Raw genomic sequence first — 16,056 nt, 5'->3', positions numbered from 1 at the left:
GCGGCAGAGTCGTTCGTGCACGATCTACGCCGCAAACCGGAGCGATCACTGCGGAAGACATGAAGGAGCCCTTCGTCGAACGGGCCGGAGTGAGCCGGAGCCGGCTGTCCCGCGGCACCTCACGCCTACCCCGCTGCTCGGTCTCCAGTCGCTGCTCGCTGCGGGAGCCGCCTCCTCGGGCGTCCATCGCCCCTGTCACCGTTACGACCGGCGAAGCGGCCCCCCGCCGGTCTACGCGCGGGAAGGGGCCGCCGTCGCGGTGGGTCACCCCGGCCAGGTGCCCGTCACGTGGCGGGTGGCCACAGCGCCCGAGCGATCGACAGCGGCCTTGACCACTGCGAAGATCGCGCCCTGGATGGCGGCGACGACCAGGATCTGCGGCCAGGAGCGCTCTTCGTCCGTGGCGCTGGGAGCGTCGCCTTCGCCTTCGCCGATCTTCCAGACCTGCTTGAACGCGGCCCCTGCGATCATGCCGCTGACGGCGCCAAGGGCCAGCCCGACCGGTTTGTAGGCGACCTTTGACGCTTTCATCGGCTTCGGCGGCTGCGCCGCACCATCAGGAGGACGAGCAGAGCAACGCCGGCGATGAGCAGCGGCTTGCGGTTGACACGTGCCACCGTCGCGACCTGGCCGGCCTTGTGGAGGATCGGATCGGGTGTCGTGTCCTTCACCAGCTGCGCGGCATGCTGGATCTGGTCGGCCACCAAGGCGGTCTTCTCGGCGGCCCGTTCCTTGACGGCGGCCGTCTTCTCCTTCGCCTGTGCCTTGATGTCGGCCTTGGCGGCCAGTGCCTCGATGGTATGCCCGAGCTCGTCGCGGGTGTGCTCGACTTGCTCGCGCAGCTCGTCGGGTGTGGGTGTGCCGATATTGGTTCCGGGTTCGTTGGTCATCGGTGCGCTTTCTCCTTGATCTCGGCCAGGTCGGCCTTGACGCTGTCGATGGTCTGCTCCGGGACGGGGGCGCCGGCCTCGGCGATCTGCTTCTTCCCTGCCATTGCGGTCACTGCGGCAACCACCGCGAGCACCGCCGCGAGGATCAGGGCCGACGCCCACACCGGGAGTATCAACGCAAGGGCTGCGATGCAGGCTGCTACCAAGGCCTGGGCTGCCAGGATTCCGATCAGGCCCGCCGCGCCGAAGAGGCCGCCGCCCCTCCCGAAGCGTTGCCCCTTACGAGTCACTTCGGCCCGGGCCAGCTGCATTTCCTCACGGACCAGTTCCGAAATTTGCCGGGAGGCCCGCGAGACCAGCACGCTCACGGACTCATCGGTGCTGTGCGTCTGTCTCTCTATCGTGCTCATGCGGAGTTTCCCCTTTACGACGCGCACGCTGTTGCCGTGGCGCGCCTACCCAACAAATGAACGAGCACCCACGCCACGAGCAGGTGCTTCTGCGCACGCAGCGGCGCAGGAGCAGAACGGCCGGGATCTTCCAGCCGTTCGCACCTGCCGGCCGAGCGTCCATACGCGATCACTTCTCCATGCGGCGGCGGTCCTGGTCGCTCCAGGCGCGGGTTTCCCGGGGCCGGACATAGGGTTCCTCGTCTTCGGGCAGCCCTCCGGCGATCGCCCGCTGGCGGGCCAGTTCCGCGTCGAACTCGAGCCCGAGGAGAGTCGCAAGGTTGGTGATCCACAGCCAGACCAGGAAGACGATCACGCCCGCGACCGTGCCGTACGTCTTGTTGTACGAGGCGAAGTCCGCGACGTAGAACGCGAAGCCGGCCGAGGCGACCATCCAGATCACCAGGGCCAGGAAGCTGCCCGGTGTCACCCACCTGAATCCGCGGCCCGTGGCGTTCGGCGCCGCCCAGTACAAAAGCGCGATCATGATGGTGACGAGGAGCACCAGCACGGGCCATTTCGCGATCGACCACACCGTCAGGACGCTGTCACCGATCCCCAGGGCGGTGCCCGCGCGCCGCGCCAGGCTGCCGGTGAAGACCACGATCAGCGCGCCTGCGCAGGCGAGAACCATCAGCGTGACGGTGAGCGCCAGGCGCAGCGGCAGTACTTTCCACACCGGGCGGCCCTCGGGCACGTCGTAGACGGCGTTCGCGGAGCGGATGAACGCGGCCACATAGCCCGAGGCAGACCACAGCGCCACGACGAGGCCCACGACCGCCATCAGCGACCCGACGCCGCTACGGCCCTGCAGCTGCTCGACCGCGTCTCTGATCACGTCCTGGGCGGAGCCGGGCGTCAGCTGCTGCAGGTTGTCCAACAGCCGCGCGGTCGTCGAGTCCCCAGCCAAACCCAGCAGGGACACGAGGACCAGCAGGGCGGGGAAGAGCGCAAGTACCCCGTAGTAGGTCAGCGCCGCGGCGCGGTCTGCCAGCTCGTCGTTCCGGAACTCCTTCGCCGTGCCGCGCAGCACTGCTTTCCAGGAGCGTGCGGGCAGGTCCGAGGGCTGATCCGGGGCCCGCTCCTCGACCAGCTCGCTCGGACCCGCGACGGCATCACGCTCGTTGTCGGCACGCTCACGGCCGCTGCCATGGCCTCGGTCCGGTAGGGGTGTCATACCCAGCGGCTTTCCATCCCAGCGCCACTCATGCCCGTACGGCAATCCCAAACAGATTCCCTCGCGCCGGACGCAGCTCCCGGATCCGGCCTTCTAGAGCCAGCCGTTGCGGCGGAAGGCGCAATACAGGCAGCCTGACGCCATCGCCATGAGGCCGACGGCAAGTGGGTAGCCGAAGCTCCAGCCGAGCTCCGGCATGTGCTCGAAGTTCATTCCGTACACACCGGCGACCATGGTGGGGACCGCGAAGATCGCGGCCCAGGCGGAGATGCGCCGCATGTCGTGGTTCTGTGGTGTCCCGGAACTCGCGTACCTCTCGTTTCAGGGAGTGGATGTCCTCGGTGTTGGTCGACACGAGCGAACGAGAACACGCGGTCCTCCAGCCGGTTGAGCGCGGCACGCACCGTCTCGGCGGCCTCGCCGTAGGCATCGACGATGGCGTACAGGACAGCGTGCAGAACCGGCAGGGGGCCGAAGCGCAGCATCGACGGGTCGGCATCCGGCCGGCGGGCTGCGTCGGCTGCCTGACCCAGCTCGTCGTGCCGGACGGTGAGCCCGTAGCCGGCCGACGAAGAGCATCAACTCGCCCGTCTCCAAAGCCGTTTCCTCCTCTACGTACCGGAGGGTTTTCAGCGCGACGGCCAGTACGTCGCCGAGGCGCTCCCGCGTCGGCCGCTGGTGCGCCTGGACCGCCTCGACTGCCAGGCGGTGCAGTCCCAGTTGGCCGGCCAGCTGCACGAGCTCACCCTCGGCTGCGTCTGCTCCCCGGGCGACGGTCGCCCGCGTAACGGCTACAGGCGGGTGCGCGGACCGGATGACACTGTCAGGGGAAACCGCTGTCCGAGTCTGCGGTGCAGACGCCAGCCGCGTCCGGGTCCCCGACCACCAGCCCGACCGGCTCCGGGTAGGCGCGATCCCGATCCGGGAGGCGCCGAGGCCAGGGCAAGGAAGACGCAACCCTGACCGCTGGACTTCGCCATGCACTGGTTCAAGGGCCAGCGGGTCGGCACCGGCTCCTCCCGTCAGGCCCTGGCGGAACTACGTCAAGAAGCAAAAGCGCAGGGCGTTGGCGGACTTCGCCTGGGTGGAGCTGCGACTGGCCGTTCTGCTCTCCCCCGATCGAGCGCGCTCCTTGTTCACGGTGCGGGAGGCCATCTCCTTCGCCCGGCCTTCGGACATGCCGCGCTTCTCACCCGACTCCTTGATGTGCTTGTCCTGCCGCTCGCGCTTCGGGCTGGAACCTCGGGGCATGACGGAACCCTTCGTAACGGTGTCGTGTCACGGTCATCGTGCGCGCACCTGAATCGCCTCGCACCTCCTCGGCGGCCAAAGGGGATGAATCGCATCGCTTGCGACATCAAAGAGGGGTGTGCGGGTAGCCGGACACCATGGACTCCAACGATCGCACTCCGCTCCGCGCTGTCGCACTGGTCTGCACTCTGTCCCCCTCCCCCGCTCCGTCGAGTTCCCAGCTGCTGGCCGAACAGACCATGGCCGCCCTCGCCGAGCACGGTGTCACCGGGAGGACCATCCGGATCGCCGACCACGACGTGAAGCCCGGCGTGAAGACCGACATGGGCGACGGGGACGCCTGGCCGGAGATCCGGGACACCATGCTGGGCTGCGACATCCTGATCCTGTCGACGCCGATCTGGCTCGGGCACCCGTCCAGCGTCGCCCAGCGGGTCCTGGAGCGGCTGGACGCGGAGATCTCCGAGACCGACGACGAGGGCCGCATGCTCACATGCGGCAAGGTCGCCGCAGTCTGTGTCGTCGGCAACGAGGACGGCGCACACAAGGTCAGCTCCGACCTCTTCCAGGGCCTCAACGACGTCGGATTCTCCCTCGCCCCGAACGCCGTCACCTACTGGGTCGGCGAGGCCATGCAGGGCACCGACTACCAGGACCTCGACAAGACCCCCGAGAAGACTGCCGGCACAACGGCCACACTCGCCGCGAACACCGCCCACCTCGCCCGCCGCCTCAAGGCCGCGCCGTACCCGGTGAGCTGACCCGCGGCTTCCCCCTGCGCACAGCGAATCCCGGACCGGAGAAGTGAATGTCACCCCAGGAAGTATCCCGCGTTCCCGACCCAGCCACCCGCTGCCCTCATCCGCCGTTCGCACCGGGCAGGAGAGAGGTCAACGGCCCTCATCGAGGCACCGTCTCAGCCATCCCCCACCTCGGCGGCCCAAAGGAGAACGATCATGCAGAAGGAGCATTCATCCACCGACACCGCCAAGAACGAGCTGCCGGGTAAGCCCGGTCCGGAGTCTCCGCCTCTGATCGAACCGACGGAGCCCACGGGGCCGCTTCCCCCGAAGCCCGACCAGGACGGCCCCGAGACGGTGGGTCCCACCGGGCAGGCGACGGGGGCGGACCAGGCACGCCTGGGGCAGAGCGGCGCCTACCTGACGACGGCCCAAGGAACACGTCTGCCCGACACCGATCACTCCTTGAAGGCCGGAGCACGCGGCCCTGTGCTGCTCCAGGATCATCACCTGCGCGAGAAGATCACCCACTTCGACCACGAGCGGATCCCCGAGCGGGTCGTCCACGCGCGTGGTGCCGCCGCTCACGGCGTCTTCCAGGGCTACGGAACCGCCGGCGAGGTGTCCAAGGCCGCGTTCCTCGCCAAGGACGTGGAGACGCCCGTGTTCGTGCGGTTCTCGACCGTCCTCGGCTCGCGCGGTTCGGCCGACACCGTGCGCGACACGCGTGGCTTCGCGACGAAGTTCTACACCGACGAGGGCACCTTCGACCTGGTCGGGAACAACATCCCGGTGTTCTTCATCCAGGACGCGGTCAAGTTCCCCGACGTCATCCACGCCGGCAAGCCCCATCCGGACCGGGAGATCCCGCAGGCGCAGAGCGCGCACGACACGTTCTGGGACTTCGTGTCCCTGCACACCGAAGCCACCCACCACACCATCTGGAACATGTCCGACCGCGGCATCCCGAGGTCGTTCAGGATGATGGAGGGCTTCGGAGTCCACACGTTCCGGCTGGTCAACTCCGCCGACGAGAGCGTGCTGGTCAAGTTCCACTGGAAGCCGAAGCTGGGCGTGCACTCCCTGGTCTGGGAGGAAGCACAGATGATCAGCGGGATGGACCCCGACTTCCACCGCCGCGACCTCTTCGACGCCATCGAGTCCGGCGCCTTTCCCCAGTGGGAACTCGGCATCCAGGTCTTCCCCGACACACCGGAGCAGGCCTTCGAGGGCATCGACCTCCTCGACCCCACCAAGATCGTGCCGGAGGAGCTCTCACCCGTTCAGCCCATCGGGCTGATGACCCTGAACGCCAACACCAAGAACTTTTTCGCCGAGACCGAACAGGTCGCCTTCCACCCCGGCCACCTGGTTCCCGGCATCGACGTCACCGACGACCCACTGCTCGCCGGACGGCTCTTCTCCTACCTCGACACACAGATCAGCCGACTCGGCGGCCCGAACTTCGGCCAGATCCCCATCAACCGGCCGCACGCCCCCGTCAACGACATGCTCCGCGATGGCATGCACCAGAGCGCCGTCCACACCGGCATCGCCCCCTACCGGCCCAACAGCCTCGACGGAGGCTGCCCCTTCCTGGCCGGACCCGCTGCGGCCGCCTTCATCGAAACGCCCGTGAAGGTCCCCAAGGCGAGCAAGGTCCGTGAGGCACCGGCCTCGTTCTCGGACCACTTCGCCCAACCACGCCTCTTCTGGCTCAGCATGACCCCGTCCGAGCGCGAACACATCATCGCCGCCTACACCTTCGAACTGAACAAGTGCTACGAGCAGGCCATCAAGGAACGCACCCTGAAGGTGCTGGCGAACATCGATCCGCGGCTGTGCGAACAGGTCGCCAAAGGCCTCGGGCTGCCAATTCCCGCGGCCACCGTGCCACTCGTCGCAGCCGACCCCAGCCCCGCGCTCTCCCAAATGGGCGGAACCTGGCCCACGGACGGGCGCGTAATCGGCATCGTCGCCGACGCCACGGCCGACCTGGACGGCGTACGGACCGCCCGGTGGGCCATCCTGGACGCCGGCATGGTGCCCCTCATCGTCGCCCCGACCGGCGGCACCCTCGACTCCAAGGGGGACCCGATCGCCGTTCAGCGGACCTTCGCCACCGCCCGTTCTGTCGAGTTCGATGCCGTCCTGCTGGCCGGAGTGCCCCAGGCCGGCGCGGACGCATACGGTGCGCGCGACGTCGAGGCCGGTACTGCCCGGCCCCCCGAAGCCCCCGACCCGCGCGTACTGCTGCTCATCACCGAGGCGTACCGACACGGCAAGGCCATCGGCGGCTGGAACGGCGCCGAGCGGCTCCTCGAATCCGCCGGCATCACGGCAGGCGAACCGGGCATTGCCGCCGCCGACAGCGGTACCACGGTCGTGGACGCACTCGTGAGGGCCCTGGCCGAGCACCGAGCCTGGGACCGGTTCCCCGCCGCCCTCTGATCCGTGCAGAAACCGACCCGGGGTGGCGTTCCGGCGCACGATGTCGTGCTCGACCCGTGCGACCTGCTCCTCGTGGCCCGCCTCGCGCAGGAGCCGGACAGCGTCGCCGAGCCCGAAGTCCACGGTCCCGGTCAGGGGACGTCAGCCCCGCCGAGGCGCCTGAAGTACCATCACGAAATTTCTTGGAAAAGTGGGCCAGCTCTCTTGCCCAGCCCCCGGGATAAGAAACAAATAAGAAGTGAACACATATCCTCGGCACGGTCGGGCAGATGGCACTTCGGAGGTTGATAACTATGGTTCCCCTGCTTCTCGTTCTCCTGCTGGTGCTGGTCCTGTTCGGCGCGGGTTTCGCGGTGAAGATTCTCTGGTGGGTGGCTATCGCAGTCCTGGTCCTGTGGCTGATCGGATTTGTCGCCCGCCCGAAGGGCGGTAGCGGCCGCTGGTATCGCTGGTAGCCGCTCGACAAACGCGCAGCTCAAGACTTCATGGCGGTGGCCTGCCGCCCCCTTGGGAAGGGGTCGGCAGGCCACCGCCATGAAGTCGTGTACCGGCTCGGTTTCCCCTGGCTACCGAAGGCGGGCAGCAGTGCATTCAGAAAGCGCTCCGGGAGCGTGAAGCAGAAAAAGCGGGGCAGGTGAGGTTCAGGCGGAACAGAGGACCCGCCGTGCATCACGTACAGAACAAAGAGGACCTGCGGAGAAGCATTTCCCCGCCATCTTCCATTGACCGAGGAGTTGTTTTCGCGTGACTGAACATGTGTGGAGTTACCAGCCGACCGCGGGCCACCTGGCCGGTACGGACCTGACCGGATACAAGGTCGAGGCGTCCGACGGGAGCATCGGCAAGGTCGACAAGCACTCCGACGAGGTCGGTGACGCCTACCTGGTCGTGGACACCGGCGTATGGATCTTCGGCAAGGAGGTCCTGCTGCCGGCTAGCACCGTCGTCAGGATCGACCCGGAGGAGCGGAAGATCTTCGTCAACCAGACCAAGGAACAAATCAAGAACGCCCCCGAGTTCCACCGGGACAAGCACCTCGGCGACACCAGGTACCGGGAGGAGCTGGGCACGTACTACGGCACCGGCGCCCCCTTCGGCGGCCGCCCCGCCTGAGCGCGTTCCCGCACCATGACGCCGGTCCCGACACCTCCTGGGTGCCGGGACCGGCGTCATGGCGGCCACCGCCGCAAATCTGCGCCCCTCATCGACGCGCACCGTCAGATCCACTACCGGAGCGACGTCAACGACGGATGCCTCGCCTCCACCTGACTTCTGACCGGGGCCCGGCCGGTGCCGATCGTCTGCGCTTCGAGCCAGAGCTTGCCCTACCTGATGACGTCTTCCCCTCGCATCGCCCACCCCGCAGGCCACCGGCAAACGACCGACCCATCCGAAATCGACGGCCCTGTGATCGCTGTGTGCGGCCCGCCCCATCGGGCAGACGCAGGACATGACCCTTTGGGACATTCCGTAGCCCCCTGGCACGACAGTACGCTAGCCCTGATGACGCAGGGCTACGCGTGGCTTCCCGACCGGATGCGGGTCGCCGCAGACGGCACGGTCAGAACCCACCTGCTGGGCCGGCCGACGATCGCGCTGCGCGGTCCGGAAGCGGTCGCCTTCTTCTACGACGAGGACCATGTCGTACCGGGCCGCTGCCCTGCCGGACCCCGTACTGGACACCCTGTTCGGGCACGGCGCCGTCCACACCCTCGACTGCCGGGCACACCGGGTCCGCAAGGCCATGCTCCTCTCGCTCCTCAAGGACGCGGACGGTGTGGCAGCACTGGGCGCGCTCGTCCAGTGGCGTTTCCTGGCGGCCGTGACCGGTCGGCCGTGGGAGCGCCAAGTCCTCTTCGACACTGCCGCCGAGTCCCTCGCCCTGGCCGTGTGCGACTGGGCGGGCCTCGCCCGAGGCCGTTCCTTACAGATCCTCTGATCGTCGGTTGGTATGTGTCGTTGACTGACGCGCAGTGGGCGAGGATCGAGCCGTTGCTGCCGGACCGGACGCCGAAGCGGGGTGGGCGGTGGCGTGATCACCGGCAGGTGATCGACGCGATCGCGTTCAAGTACCGCACCGGCACGCCGTGGATGGACCTGCCCGAGCGCTTCGGTTCGTGGAAGGGCGCCCACAGCAGCCTGCGAATGTGGGCGATCGACGGCACGTGGGAGCGAGTGTTCGTCGCTCTGCTCGCCAGGCCGACGCCGAGAAGGACCTGGACTGGGTCGTCGCCGTCGGTTCCACGATCGTCCGTGCCCACCAGCACGCCGCCGGGGCCCGTCAAAAGGGGCTCCGGCCGGCGAGCCGGCCGACCATGCCCTCGGACGATCCCGCGGCGGGCTGACCACAAAGATCCACCTGGCCTCCGACGGCCGCTGCCGCCCGCCCGCGTTCATCCTCACTCCCGGCCAGGCCGGGGACGCACCGGCGTTCACCCAGGTCATGGCCACAATCCGGGTGACGAGACCGAAAGGCAGGCCGCGAACCCGCCCCGCCGTCGTGCTGGCCGACAAGGCGTATTCGTCCCGCGCGATCCGCGAGCACCTGCACAAACACAGGATCCGGGCCGTGCTCCCGCAGCCAGCCGACCAGACTGCCAACCACAGACGACTTGGCAGCAAGGGCGGTCGGCCGCCGGGCTTCGACCGCAAGGCCTACAAGCAGCGGAACACCGTCGAACGCTGCATCAACAAGCTGAAACAGTGGCGCGGCATCGCCACTCGCTACGACAAGACAGCAACCGCTTACCAGGCGGCCCTTCACCTCGCGGCCATCCACATCCGGGCCGCGAGGTGATCGCTAAGAAACGGCCTAGTTGAGTCGGAGCGGCTGGTGCAGCCACGCCTGCAACACGCCGTTCTTCGTGGGGACGGCGACCTCACGGAACTCTTGAGCGGGAACGCCGCCGTAATTGTGGCGCACGGTGTCCTGGTAGACCGCCGCCGATACGCACAGCGCGTAGTCGTCTATCCGTTCACGCAGCGCCATTCGCAGTACATCCGCATCACGCAGTCGGTAGGCGTCGTTGAGGCCAACGGTCGTCGAGCCCCACTCCTCCACGTTCGCGCTGCCCGTTGCCAGGACCAGGCGCAGACGAATCCGGGCCGCATCTGATGCCAACCGGTTGTACGCATTCAGGTCTGAAGGAAGGACTTGGAGCAAGGCGCGCAGGAGGTCGACAACGGGGACAGCGGCATCGATCAGCTCCACAACGCCGTCACCCAGGTCCGATTGCTGCCGCTCCCCCGAGCCGACTCCGGCCGTCCTCGCAACGCGGTCAAGGAGACTGTAGAGACTCCGACGCAGGTACGCCTGCTCGACTTCGTCCCGTTCACCGAAGTCCTCCAGGTCTACAAGCAGCAGGCTTCGCCGCATAAGCCTCCCCGAGTCGACTGCAGGAGCGTGCGGCAACGCCACATCCTGCCCCTGCCGCAGTTCGATGTCGGCCGGCGGCGAAGCGTCTGCCTGCGCGGCCTCGTCCCAGAGGGTGTGCAGCCGCTTCACCTCGGTTGTCGCATCTGCCCCGGGCGTCCGGTTCGCAAGCTCGACCACCAGCACCTGCACGAGCCCCCACGTCGGCAGACGGGGCTTTGTGAAGGCGTCATGGATACGACTTGAGCTGACCACCCCCGTGCCAAGCGCACGAGCCAGTTCGCGCACCGAAGGCCATCCTGCCCGTCGATGAACCGAGTGGAGTTCATCGCTCAGCCTCTTGCGAGGCCCAGGCGGAAGCGTGGGAGCCGTGAGCCGAGCCATGCGTCATCCTCGCCGAGTGTCCAGAAGTGTCCAACTACGTACGACGGGCACCGTACAGCGTCCGAACTCGTAAATCTGCGCCTTGAGTTGTCTTGCGACGTCCAACCACGTCAGCGTGCCGGCAACCAGGTCGAACCTGGGTGAGACCGATTGGAATCGCACCGGGAGACACCATGATCGATGCAGCGCTGACCCTCGTAGTGCAGGGCCTGCTCACCGAACTCCCCGCAAGCCTGATCACGGCTGCGTCCACCGCGCTCGCCGTCTGGGGAGTACGCAAGTGGGGAGCACGACGAGACAAGTGAGCGGCCCGTTCTCGTGGAAAAGACCAACCCCGCCACCCCGCCAGCAGGACCGCGACGGGCACCGCCCCGGTCACGGCACGGCGAACACGGATACGTGCGCGCATGTGTCCAGCCCTCTGTCTCAGTCACGCCGACGCTGTCAGGAACCACCGCCCTCGGCAGGACGAACACCAAAACCGCCCGCACAACTGGCCACCGTCCCCAAGCACTTCGGCTGCGGTGCCCTCGATCAGCGGCGGTCCGCCCTCATGCTCCATCCGAATTGGCTCGGTGGGTAAACCGGGGTGGATTCGATCCCACGCCTGGATCTCACCTTTGCCGTAGTTCGCGGTCACCGTGAGAGTGACGACGGCCGGTCCGGGCCAGGTCTCCGGATCGGGGAAGCGGAACTCCGGCCCGTGCTTCGGTGGCCGCCCGCCCCCGGCGGCCACGGACACCAGGCCGCTTCGGCAAGCGCATCACTCGATCACCCCGGACACGACCCGCCAACTCGACGGCAAGGTCCCAAAGGACCCCGGCCAGGCGGTGACGTCGTAGCCGACGTCGCACATGACGACAACGTCCGGTTCGCCGTTCTGTCACTGGCCTGTGTCGCTGAGCCGTTGAACCTCATCGCGGAGCTGAGCGTCGGTCACGTCGAGGCACCCGCGGGAAGTGATCGTTCCGGCCCCTCCCATGGTGCGTGGCACGCGCGGAGTGGATCTCCTTGAGCGCATCAGCAGCCCAGGGCACGTCCGACGGCGGCAACGAGATGTTCATGGTTCTTCCGCGCGGCTGGCCTGACCGAGCGCAACTGCCCGCATCGCACGAAACGCCTCGGGCCATCGGCATGGTCCGGCACGTTTCGTGCGCTCCACATCGCATGATGGCTACATGGGCGACCGCGAGGACTTCCTGACGTGGATCAAGACCGACCTCTACCAGGCGGAGGCCGCGCTGCACGACGGCGACCCGGAGCCCAGACGGGCGCTCTGGTCGCATGAAGAGCCTGTCAGCGTGCTGGGCGCCTGGCACAACGCCTGCGGCCTGGCGGAAGTCGACGCCCTCTTCACCGCCCTCGGCCAGTCCTTCTCACACTGCACCTCCTACGCGTTCGAGCTACTGGCGTATGACGTCGTGGGCAACATGGCCTACACAGCCGGCCTGGAGCACGTCAGCGCCTCCGTGGACGGGGAGCCGCGCACCTACACACTGCGGGCCACCCAGGTGTACCGCCGCGAGAACACGGCGTGGCGAGCGGCCCACCGCCACGCAGACACAGTCACCCAGTGACGCCGGCGCCCCGACATCCGGGCCGCAGCCCAGTGACCTGCGGCCCGCCGGCAGCCTCACGACACCGCGGCCAACAGCCATTGCGTCCCCAAGGCCAGAACCGGACCGACCCGGCCAGAGCGACCGGGGCAGCAACGCCTTCAACACACCGGTTGCCGAGCCAGCCCCCATGCCAGTCACGGCGCGCGCCATCAAGTCGTCTGTGCCGGTGAACTTGCGCCACCAGCGGCACCCCAGAACAACGCACCCCAGCGCACCACCATGTGCACTCCGGCCCGGCCTCAGTCACCCGTAGTAGTCGATCAAGTAACAACCGCTCTGCGGCATTCTCCGCGCCCGCGTACGCAACTCAAAGGATCTTCGCGCCCGCATTGGCCCAGAAGGCCCACCTGTGTGCAGAGCCCTGACGACTCCGCGGCCCGCGCAGCAGGACGCCAGGCCACCCGAACCGCTTTCCCGCCAGATGTGGACCGTTGATCGGAGCGAGCGAGTGGTCGAAGCTGGTGGGCCGGCGGGGGTGCCGCCGGCCCAGGGCGTCTACTTGCCGGATCTGTTGTGCTGGGTGATCGCGAAGCGGGCAGTTCCTGCGGCGTCTTCGGCCGTGGTGGTGTACCGCTCGAAGCCGGCCTTTTCCAGGACGCGGACGGAGGCCGGGTTCGAGAGTTCCACGCCGGCGGCCACGGTGTGGACGGCGGGCGCGATGAGGGCGAAGGCGGCGAGTGCCCGGGTCGCCTCGGTGGCGCAGCCCCGGCCGCGGCGGGAGGCGACGACCCCGTACCCGAGCTCGAGGACCCCCTCGGTGGGCGGCCAGAACAGGCCGATCGATCCGATGACGAGACTGCTGTCTCGTTCGATGATCAGCCGATGGCCGTACGTGCCGAGCCATGCGGGGTTGTCGCCGAGGAGGCTCGCGATGACGCTGTCGCCTTCGGAGGGGAAGTCCCCGGCCCAGTCGGCCGGCCGGATGCCGCCCGCGCAGTCGAGGACAGCCGCGGCTTCGGCCGCGGTCCAGGTACGCAGGACGAGCCGCTCGGTGGTCAGCTCGGTGAGATCCTTGGAAAGGGAGGAATGCACGTGTGACTCCTGATCGTGGGAACGACCCGGACCGCGTCGCGTCACTTCAGCGCGCGGACCGGAAAAGGGCATGCTGAGAAAGGCCACTGACGGCCATACTCATCAACCTCCCTGCACCAGAGTCGTGTTCGGGCGCTTCCCGCGCCGAGGCGACCGTAACAGACCAAGCGGAGAGCTCCGAGCTCAGGCCGGAGCGCGTCAGCCCCGGTCCTGCCGGTCGCTTCCCACACTCGCCCCGCCTAGGCCGTTTCGTTTGGATCACTTCGCGGACCAGAGGAAGATGCCTGCGATGTGGAGTCCGGCCAGGTAGATGGTCGCGGTCTTCTCGCAGCGGGTGGCGATGCCCCGCCACTGTTTCAAGCGGTTGATGCAGCGTTCGACGGTGTTGCGCTGCTTGTATGCCTCGCGGTCGAAGGCCGGTGGTCTGCCGCCCCGGCTTCCGCGCCGCAGGCGGTGGCCGCGTTGATCGGCCGGAACTGGGATGACAGCTCGGATCCCGCGCTTGCGCAGGTGCTCACGGATCGCGCGGGAGGAGTACGACTTGTCGGCCAGGACCACGTCCGGCCTGGTGCGGGGCCGTCCTCGCCGTCGAGGAACGTGAAGGCGGGCCATGACGTGTGCGAAGGCGGGTGCGTCGCCGGCCTGTCGGCGGTGAGCACGAAGGCCATGGGCCGGCAGTGGGCATCGGAGGCGAGGTGGATCTTGGTGGTCAGCCCGGGGCGGGACCGGCCGATGGCGTGGCCTGCTGGTTCGCCTGCGGGGGCCCCTTCTTGCGGGCCCCGGCCGCCTGCTGGTGTGCGCGCACGATGGTGGAGTCCACCGAAACGGCCCAGTTGAGGTCTTCGTCGGCGTCGGCCTGCGCCATCAGCTCGGTGAACGCCCGCTCCCAGGTGCCGTCGATGGCCCACATCCGCAGCCGGTTGTAGACGCCTCGCCAGTTGCCGTACTTCTCGGGGAGGTGGATCCACTGCGATCCGGTCTGGAACTTCCAGGCGATCGCGTCGATCACCTCTCGGTCGTCCCTCCACCGGCCACCCCGCCGCGGTGTCCGATCTGGGAGTAACGGCTTGATTCGCGCCCACTGCGCGGCGGTCAACGGCACACACGAACAACGACCGGCGGGGCTGGTTGGAACGGCGCTGCTCGTCAGGTGGTCGGCCCAGTGCGGAGCCGCCGTACGTCCCGCACGAGCGTGTACGAAGCGCTGAGGAAGATCACAGCTCCAGCTCCGATCCAGAGGGCCGATGCCCCGGAGCGGTACTCACGAACGGCCAGAACGAGCAGCATCATGCTGGCAAGGACGCCGAAGGTCGAGATCAGAGCGCTGATGCGGTGAGTCACACGGACATCATCAACGACAACCTCGGCCAGCGGAAGTGATCCAAACGAACCGGCCTAGCTGCCTCAACGGCAAACCCGACCCGCCGCCTGGTCCCGCATGATGCAGGCTGTGATCGAGGGACGCGACTCCCCACAACAGCATTTGCCATGCCCACGCCAGAAATCCTAGAGTCGGCTCATTCTGATCATTCACCTGGGAGTTCAGGCTTCATGCGCATCCAACAACTCATCACCGTCACGACGGCAGCCCTGCTCGCCCTCACGGCGGTGACCGCTTGCGGGAGCGACAGCGAGAGCACCGCTCTAGACGGCGCACTGGGCAATCAGGCACCCGCGAAGAACGGCGGCACCGACGGCTTGGGCGGCTTCGACGGCAACGGCAAGGCCGGAGCGCCCGGCCTGCCCAAGGCGGGCACGATGGCGAAGGCAGCCCAGATCGTCAGCACCTACGCCGACTGCAGTGGCCTCTCCACCGACCCGAACGACGACGACTTCTTCCCCGGAGACGAGACCTACGACCAGAAGTGGGGCGTCACCGAACGCGGCGCCTGCGGCAAAGGCACCCGCATCTTCATGTTCAAAGACCTCAAGACCTTCCAGGCCAGGTACAAGGCCGAACTCGACGAGGACCGCAAGGAAAGCCCGAACAAGGGCCACCGCGGCAAATTCCTCCTCGGCCAGGACTTCGCCGTCCTGCCCGACCAGAAGCCCGTCATCCGCAACGCGATCAAGCCTGGCGGCCTCCTCATCCTCAACTGCCACCCCGACTTCAACCCGCCCAGCGGCTACCGCAAAGACCCCGCCCTCGCGAAGGGCTGCGTCCTGACCAACTACTTCGAAGACTGACCACACCTCCGAGTCCGAGAGCTTCACCGCTCCAGACCCAGTCCTCCGTGCCCCCGCCAGCATCAGTCGCTCACCCAGCACGCGGTCAAGGGGCCGCTCCTCCAGCGCACGACTGGACCACCACGGCCGCCGCGGCACACGCCACCCAGCCGATGCGACCTGTGTCTGCTGCGTGAAACACTTGGAAATCTGACCGCCCGCACCCGGTCGGGTTGGCCGTCCTGTCTGCGCGCTCGATGGCGTGCCGACGGTGTTGCGTGAACAAGCGCCTGCGGCGACCGGCTGGGTGACCTGCGCCCCACCCACGGCCGTGTACCGCGCAGCCCGGCTCGCGTACGCGCCCCGCGGTGACGGAACCCGCGCCGTCACCGTCACCCTTCCCGCCCACAGCAGCCACTCCTTCCGCTACCTCGCCGCCGGCGGCCACTGGTTCGGCGACGAACACGCCGACAGCCACGACGGCACCAACAGCCGTATCCACACCTGACCAACGGCCTACCGGC

General features: G+C 67.8%; 16 protein-coding genes and 3 pseudogenes. 10 read left to right on the top strand and 9 right to left on the bottom strand.

Annotation, left to right across the window (positions count from 1 at the left end; all coding sequences use genetic code 11):
• Nucleotides 1-264: 264 nt before the first annotated feature.
• From OG509_RS39125 to OG509_RS39100, 6 genes and pseudogenes are all read right to left on the bottom strand, one after another.
• On the bottom strand, nucleotides 265-531 hold the full coding sequence (locus OG509_RS39125; protein ID WP_406187326.1) for a DUF4235 domain-containing protein: 267 nt from the start codon (nucleotides 529-531) through the stop codon (nucleotides 265-267).
• A complete protein-coding gene (locus tag OG509_RS39120; RefSeq protein ID WP_406187325.1) occupies nucleotides 528-890 on the bottom strand; it encodes a DUF3618 domain-containing protein in 363 nt (120 codons plus the stop codon). The genes OG509_RS39125 and OG509_RS39120 overlap by 4 nt, the downstream gene beginning before the upstream one ends.
• Nucleotides 887-1,300: a phage holin family protein gene (locus OG509_RS39115; protein WP_406187324.1), complete on the bottom strand. Its 414-nt coding sequence runs from the start codon at nucleotides 1,298-1,300 to the stop codon at nucleotides 887-889. The genes OG509_RS39120 and OG509_RS39115 overlap by 4 nt, the downstream gene beginning before the upstream one ends.
• Nucleotides 1,301-1,469: 169 nt before the next feature.
• Entirely contained in the window at nucleotides 1,470-2,516 is a 1,047-nt protein-coding gene (locus OG509_RS39110) for a YihY/virulence factor BrkB family protein (RefSeq protein WP_406187838.1), read from the bottom strand.
• 93 nt (nucleotides 2,517-2,609) lie between these two features.
• A complete protein-coding gene (locus OG509_RS39105; protein ID WP_406187322.1) occupies nucleotides 2,610-2,795 on the bottom strand; it encodes a CorA family divalent cation transporter in 186 nt (61 codons plus the stop codon).
• Nucleotides 2,796-3,581: 786 nt separating this feature from the next.
• Nucleotides 3,582-3,767 (bottom strand): annotated as a pseudogene (locus OG509_RS39100) (plasmid stabilization protein); the annotation flags it as partial.
• A 137-nt stretch (nucleotides 3,768-3,904) separates the two neighbouring features.
• Here OG509_RS39100 and OG509_RS39095 point away from each other — a divergent pair.
• From OG509_RS39095 to OG509_RS39070, 6 genes and pseudogenes are all read left to right on the top strand, one after another.
• Nucleotides 3,905-4,528: a flavodoxin family protein gene (locus OG509_RS39095; RefSeq protein WP_406187320.1), complete on the top strand. Its 624-nt coding sequence runs from the start codon at nucleotides 3,905-3,907 to the stop codon at nucleotides 4,526-4,528.
• Nucleotides 4,529-4,723: 195 nt separating this feature from the next.
• The gene (locus OG509_RS39090; RefSeq protein ID WP_406187318.1) at nucleotides 4,724-6,958 is read left to right on the top strand and encodes a catalase; all 2,235 of its coding nucleotides are present in this window, start codon (nucleotides 4,724-4,726) and stop codon (nucleotides 6,956-6,958) included.
• 269 nt (nucleotides 6,959-7,227) lie between these two features.
• Entirely contained in the window at nucleotides 7,228-7,413 is a 186-nt protein-coding gene (locus OG509_RS39085; protein WP_406187317.1) for a hydrophobic protein, read from the top strand.
• Between the two features lie 289 nt (nucleotides 7,414-7,702).
• Nucleotides 7,703-8,071 carry a PRC-barrel domain-containing protein gene (locus tag OG509_RS39080; RefSeq protein ID WP_406187315.1) on the top strand — a complete coding sequence of 123 codons (369 nt, stop codon included), beginning with the start codon at nucleotides 7,703-7,705 and terminating at the stop codon, nucleotides 8,069-8,071.
• A gap of 526 nt (nucleotides 8,072-8,597) precedes the next feature.
• Complete coding sequence (locus OG509_RS39075; RefSeq protein WP_406187313.1) at nucleotides 8,598-8,897, top strand: hypothetical protein; 300 nt, start codon at nucleotides 8,598-8,600, stop codon at nucleotides 8,895-8,897.
• A gap of 14 nt (nucleotides 8,898-8,911) precedes the next feature.
• Nucleotides 8,912-9,755, top strand: a pseudogene (locus OG509_RS39070) (IS5 family transposase).
• A gap of 15 nt (nucleotides 9,756-9,770) precedes the next feature.
• Here OG509_RS39070 and OG509_RS39065 read toward each other — a convergent pair.
• Nucleotides 9,771-10,619 carry a hypothetical protein gene (locus OG509_RS39065; protein ID WP_406187311.1) on the bottom strand — a complete coding sequence of 283 codons (849 nt, stop codon included), beginning with the start codon at nucleotides 10,617-10,619 and terminating at the stop codon, nucleotides 9,771-9,773.
• 269 nt (nucleotides 10,620-10,888) lie between these two features.
• Between OG509_RS39065 and OG509_RS39060 the strand changes: the two genes are divergently transcribed.
• Together OG509_RS39060 and OG509_RS39055 are read left to right on the top strand one after the other, a co-directional pair.
• Complete coding sequence (locus OG509_RS39060; protein WP_406187309.1) at nucleotides 10,889-11,020, top strand: hypothetical protein; 132 nt, start codon at nucleotides 10,889-10,891, stop codon at nucleotides 11,018-11,020.
• Between the two features lie 873 nt (nucleotides 11,021-11,893).
• The gene (locus OG509_RS39055) at nucleotides 11,894-12,292 is read left to right on the top strand and encodes a nuclear transport factor 2 family protein (protein ID WP_406187307.1); all 399 of its coding nucleotides are present in this window, start codon (nucleotides 11,894-11,896) and stop codon (nucleotides 12,290-12,292) included.
• Between the two features lie 537 nt (nucleotides 12,293-12,829).
• Here OG509_RS39055 and OG509_RS39050 read toward each other — a convergent pair.
• Entirely contained in the window at nucleotides 12,830-13,366 is a 537-nt protein-coding gene (locus tag OG509_RS39050; RefSeq protein WP_406187305.1) for a GNAT family N-acetyltransferase, read from the bottom strand.
• 258 nt (nucleotides 13,367-13,624) lie between these two features.
• Nucleotides 13,625-14,468 (bottom strand): annotated as a pseudogene (locus tag OG509_RS39045) (IS5 family transposase).
• A 449-nt stretch (nucleotides 14,469-14,917) separates the two neighbouring features.
• Here OG509_RS39045 and OG509_RS39040 point away from each other — a divergent pair.
• Together OG509_RS39040 and OG509_RS39035 are read left to right on the top strand one after the other, a co-directional pair.
• Nucleotides 14,918-15,553 (top strand): hypothetical protein, encoded by a 636-nt coding sequence (locus tag OG509_RS39040; protein ID WP_406187303.1) that lies wholly within the window; start codon nucleotides 14,918-14,920, stop codon nucleotides 15,551-15,553.
• 250 nt (nucleotides 15,554-15,803) lie between these two features.
• Nucleotides 15,804-16,040, top strand: a complete 237-nt coding sequence (locus tag OG509_RS39035) for a hypothetical protein (protein WP_406187301.1) — start codon at nucleotides 15,804-15,806, stop codon at nucleotides 16,038-16,040.
• The last annotated feature ends 16 nt before the right edge of the window (nucleotides 16,041-16,056 follow it).

Origin of the sequence: Streptomyces sp. NBC_01006 (assembly GCF_045162725.1) — a bacterium.
Classification (GTDB): Bacteria; Actinomycetota; Actinomycetes; order Streptomycetales; family Streptomycetaceae; genus Streptomyces.
This window is presented reverse-complemented; position numbering and strand designations above follow the sequence as displayed.

What these genes read in the sequence shown, in the direction of transcription:
- OG509_RS39125 (WP_406187326.1), bottom strand. Translation starts at nt 531, where the DNA reads ATGAAAGCGTCAAAGGTCGCCTACAAACCGGTCGGGCTGGCCCTTGGC.
- OG509_RS39115 (WP_406187324.1), bottom strand. Translation starts at nt 1,300, where the DNA reads ATGAGCACGATAGAGAGACAGACGCACAGCACCGATGAGTCCGTGAGC.
- OG509_RS39075 (WP_406187313.1), top strand. Translation starts at nt 8,598, where the DNA reads ATGTCGTACCGGGCCGCTGCCCTGCCGGACCCCGTACTGGACACCCTG.
- OG509_RS39040 (WP_406187303.1), top strand. Translation starts at nt 14,918, where the DNA reads ATGCGCATCCAACAACTCATCACCGTCACGACGGCAGCCCTGCTCGCC.
- OG509_RS39105 (WP_406187322.1), bottom strand. Translation starts at nt 2,795, where the DNA reads ATGCGGCGCATCTCCGCCTGGGCCGCGATCTTCGCGGTCCCCACCATG.
- OG509_RS39055 (WP_406187307.1), top strand. Translation starts at nt 11,894, where the DNA reads ATGGGCGACCGCGAGGACTTCCTGACGTGGATCAAGACCGACCTCTAC.
- OG509_RS39060 (WP_406187309.1), top strand. Translation starts at nt 10,889, where the DNA reads ATGATCGATGCAGCGCTGACCCTCGTAGTGCAGGGCCTGCTCACCGAA.
- OG509_RS39085 (WP_406187317.1), top strand. Translation starts at nt 7,228, where the DNA reads ATGGCACTTCGGAGGTTGATAACTATGGTTCCCCTGCTTCTCGTTCTC.
- OG509_RS39090 (WP_406187318.1), top strand. Translation starts at nt 4,724, where the DNA reads ATGCAGAAGGAGCATTCATCCACCGACACCGCCAAGAACGAGCTGCCG.
- OG509_RS39095 (WP_406187320.1), top strand. Translation starts at nt 3,905, where the DNA reads ATGGACTCCAACGATCGCACTCCGCTCCGCGCTGTCGCACTGGTCTGC.
- OG509_RS39120 (WP_406187325.1), bottom strand. Translation starts at nt 890, where the DNA reads ATGACCAACGAACCCGGAACCAATATCGGCACACCCACACCCGACGAG.
- OG509_RS39110 (WP_406187838.1), bottom strand. Translation starts at nt 2,516, where the DNA reads ATGACACCCCTACCGGACCGAGGCCATGGCAGCGGCCGTGAGCGTGCC.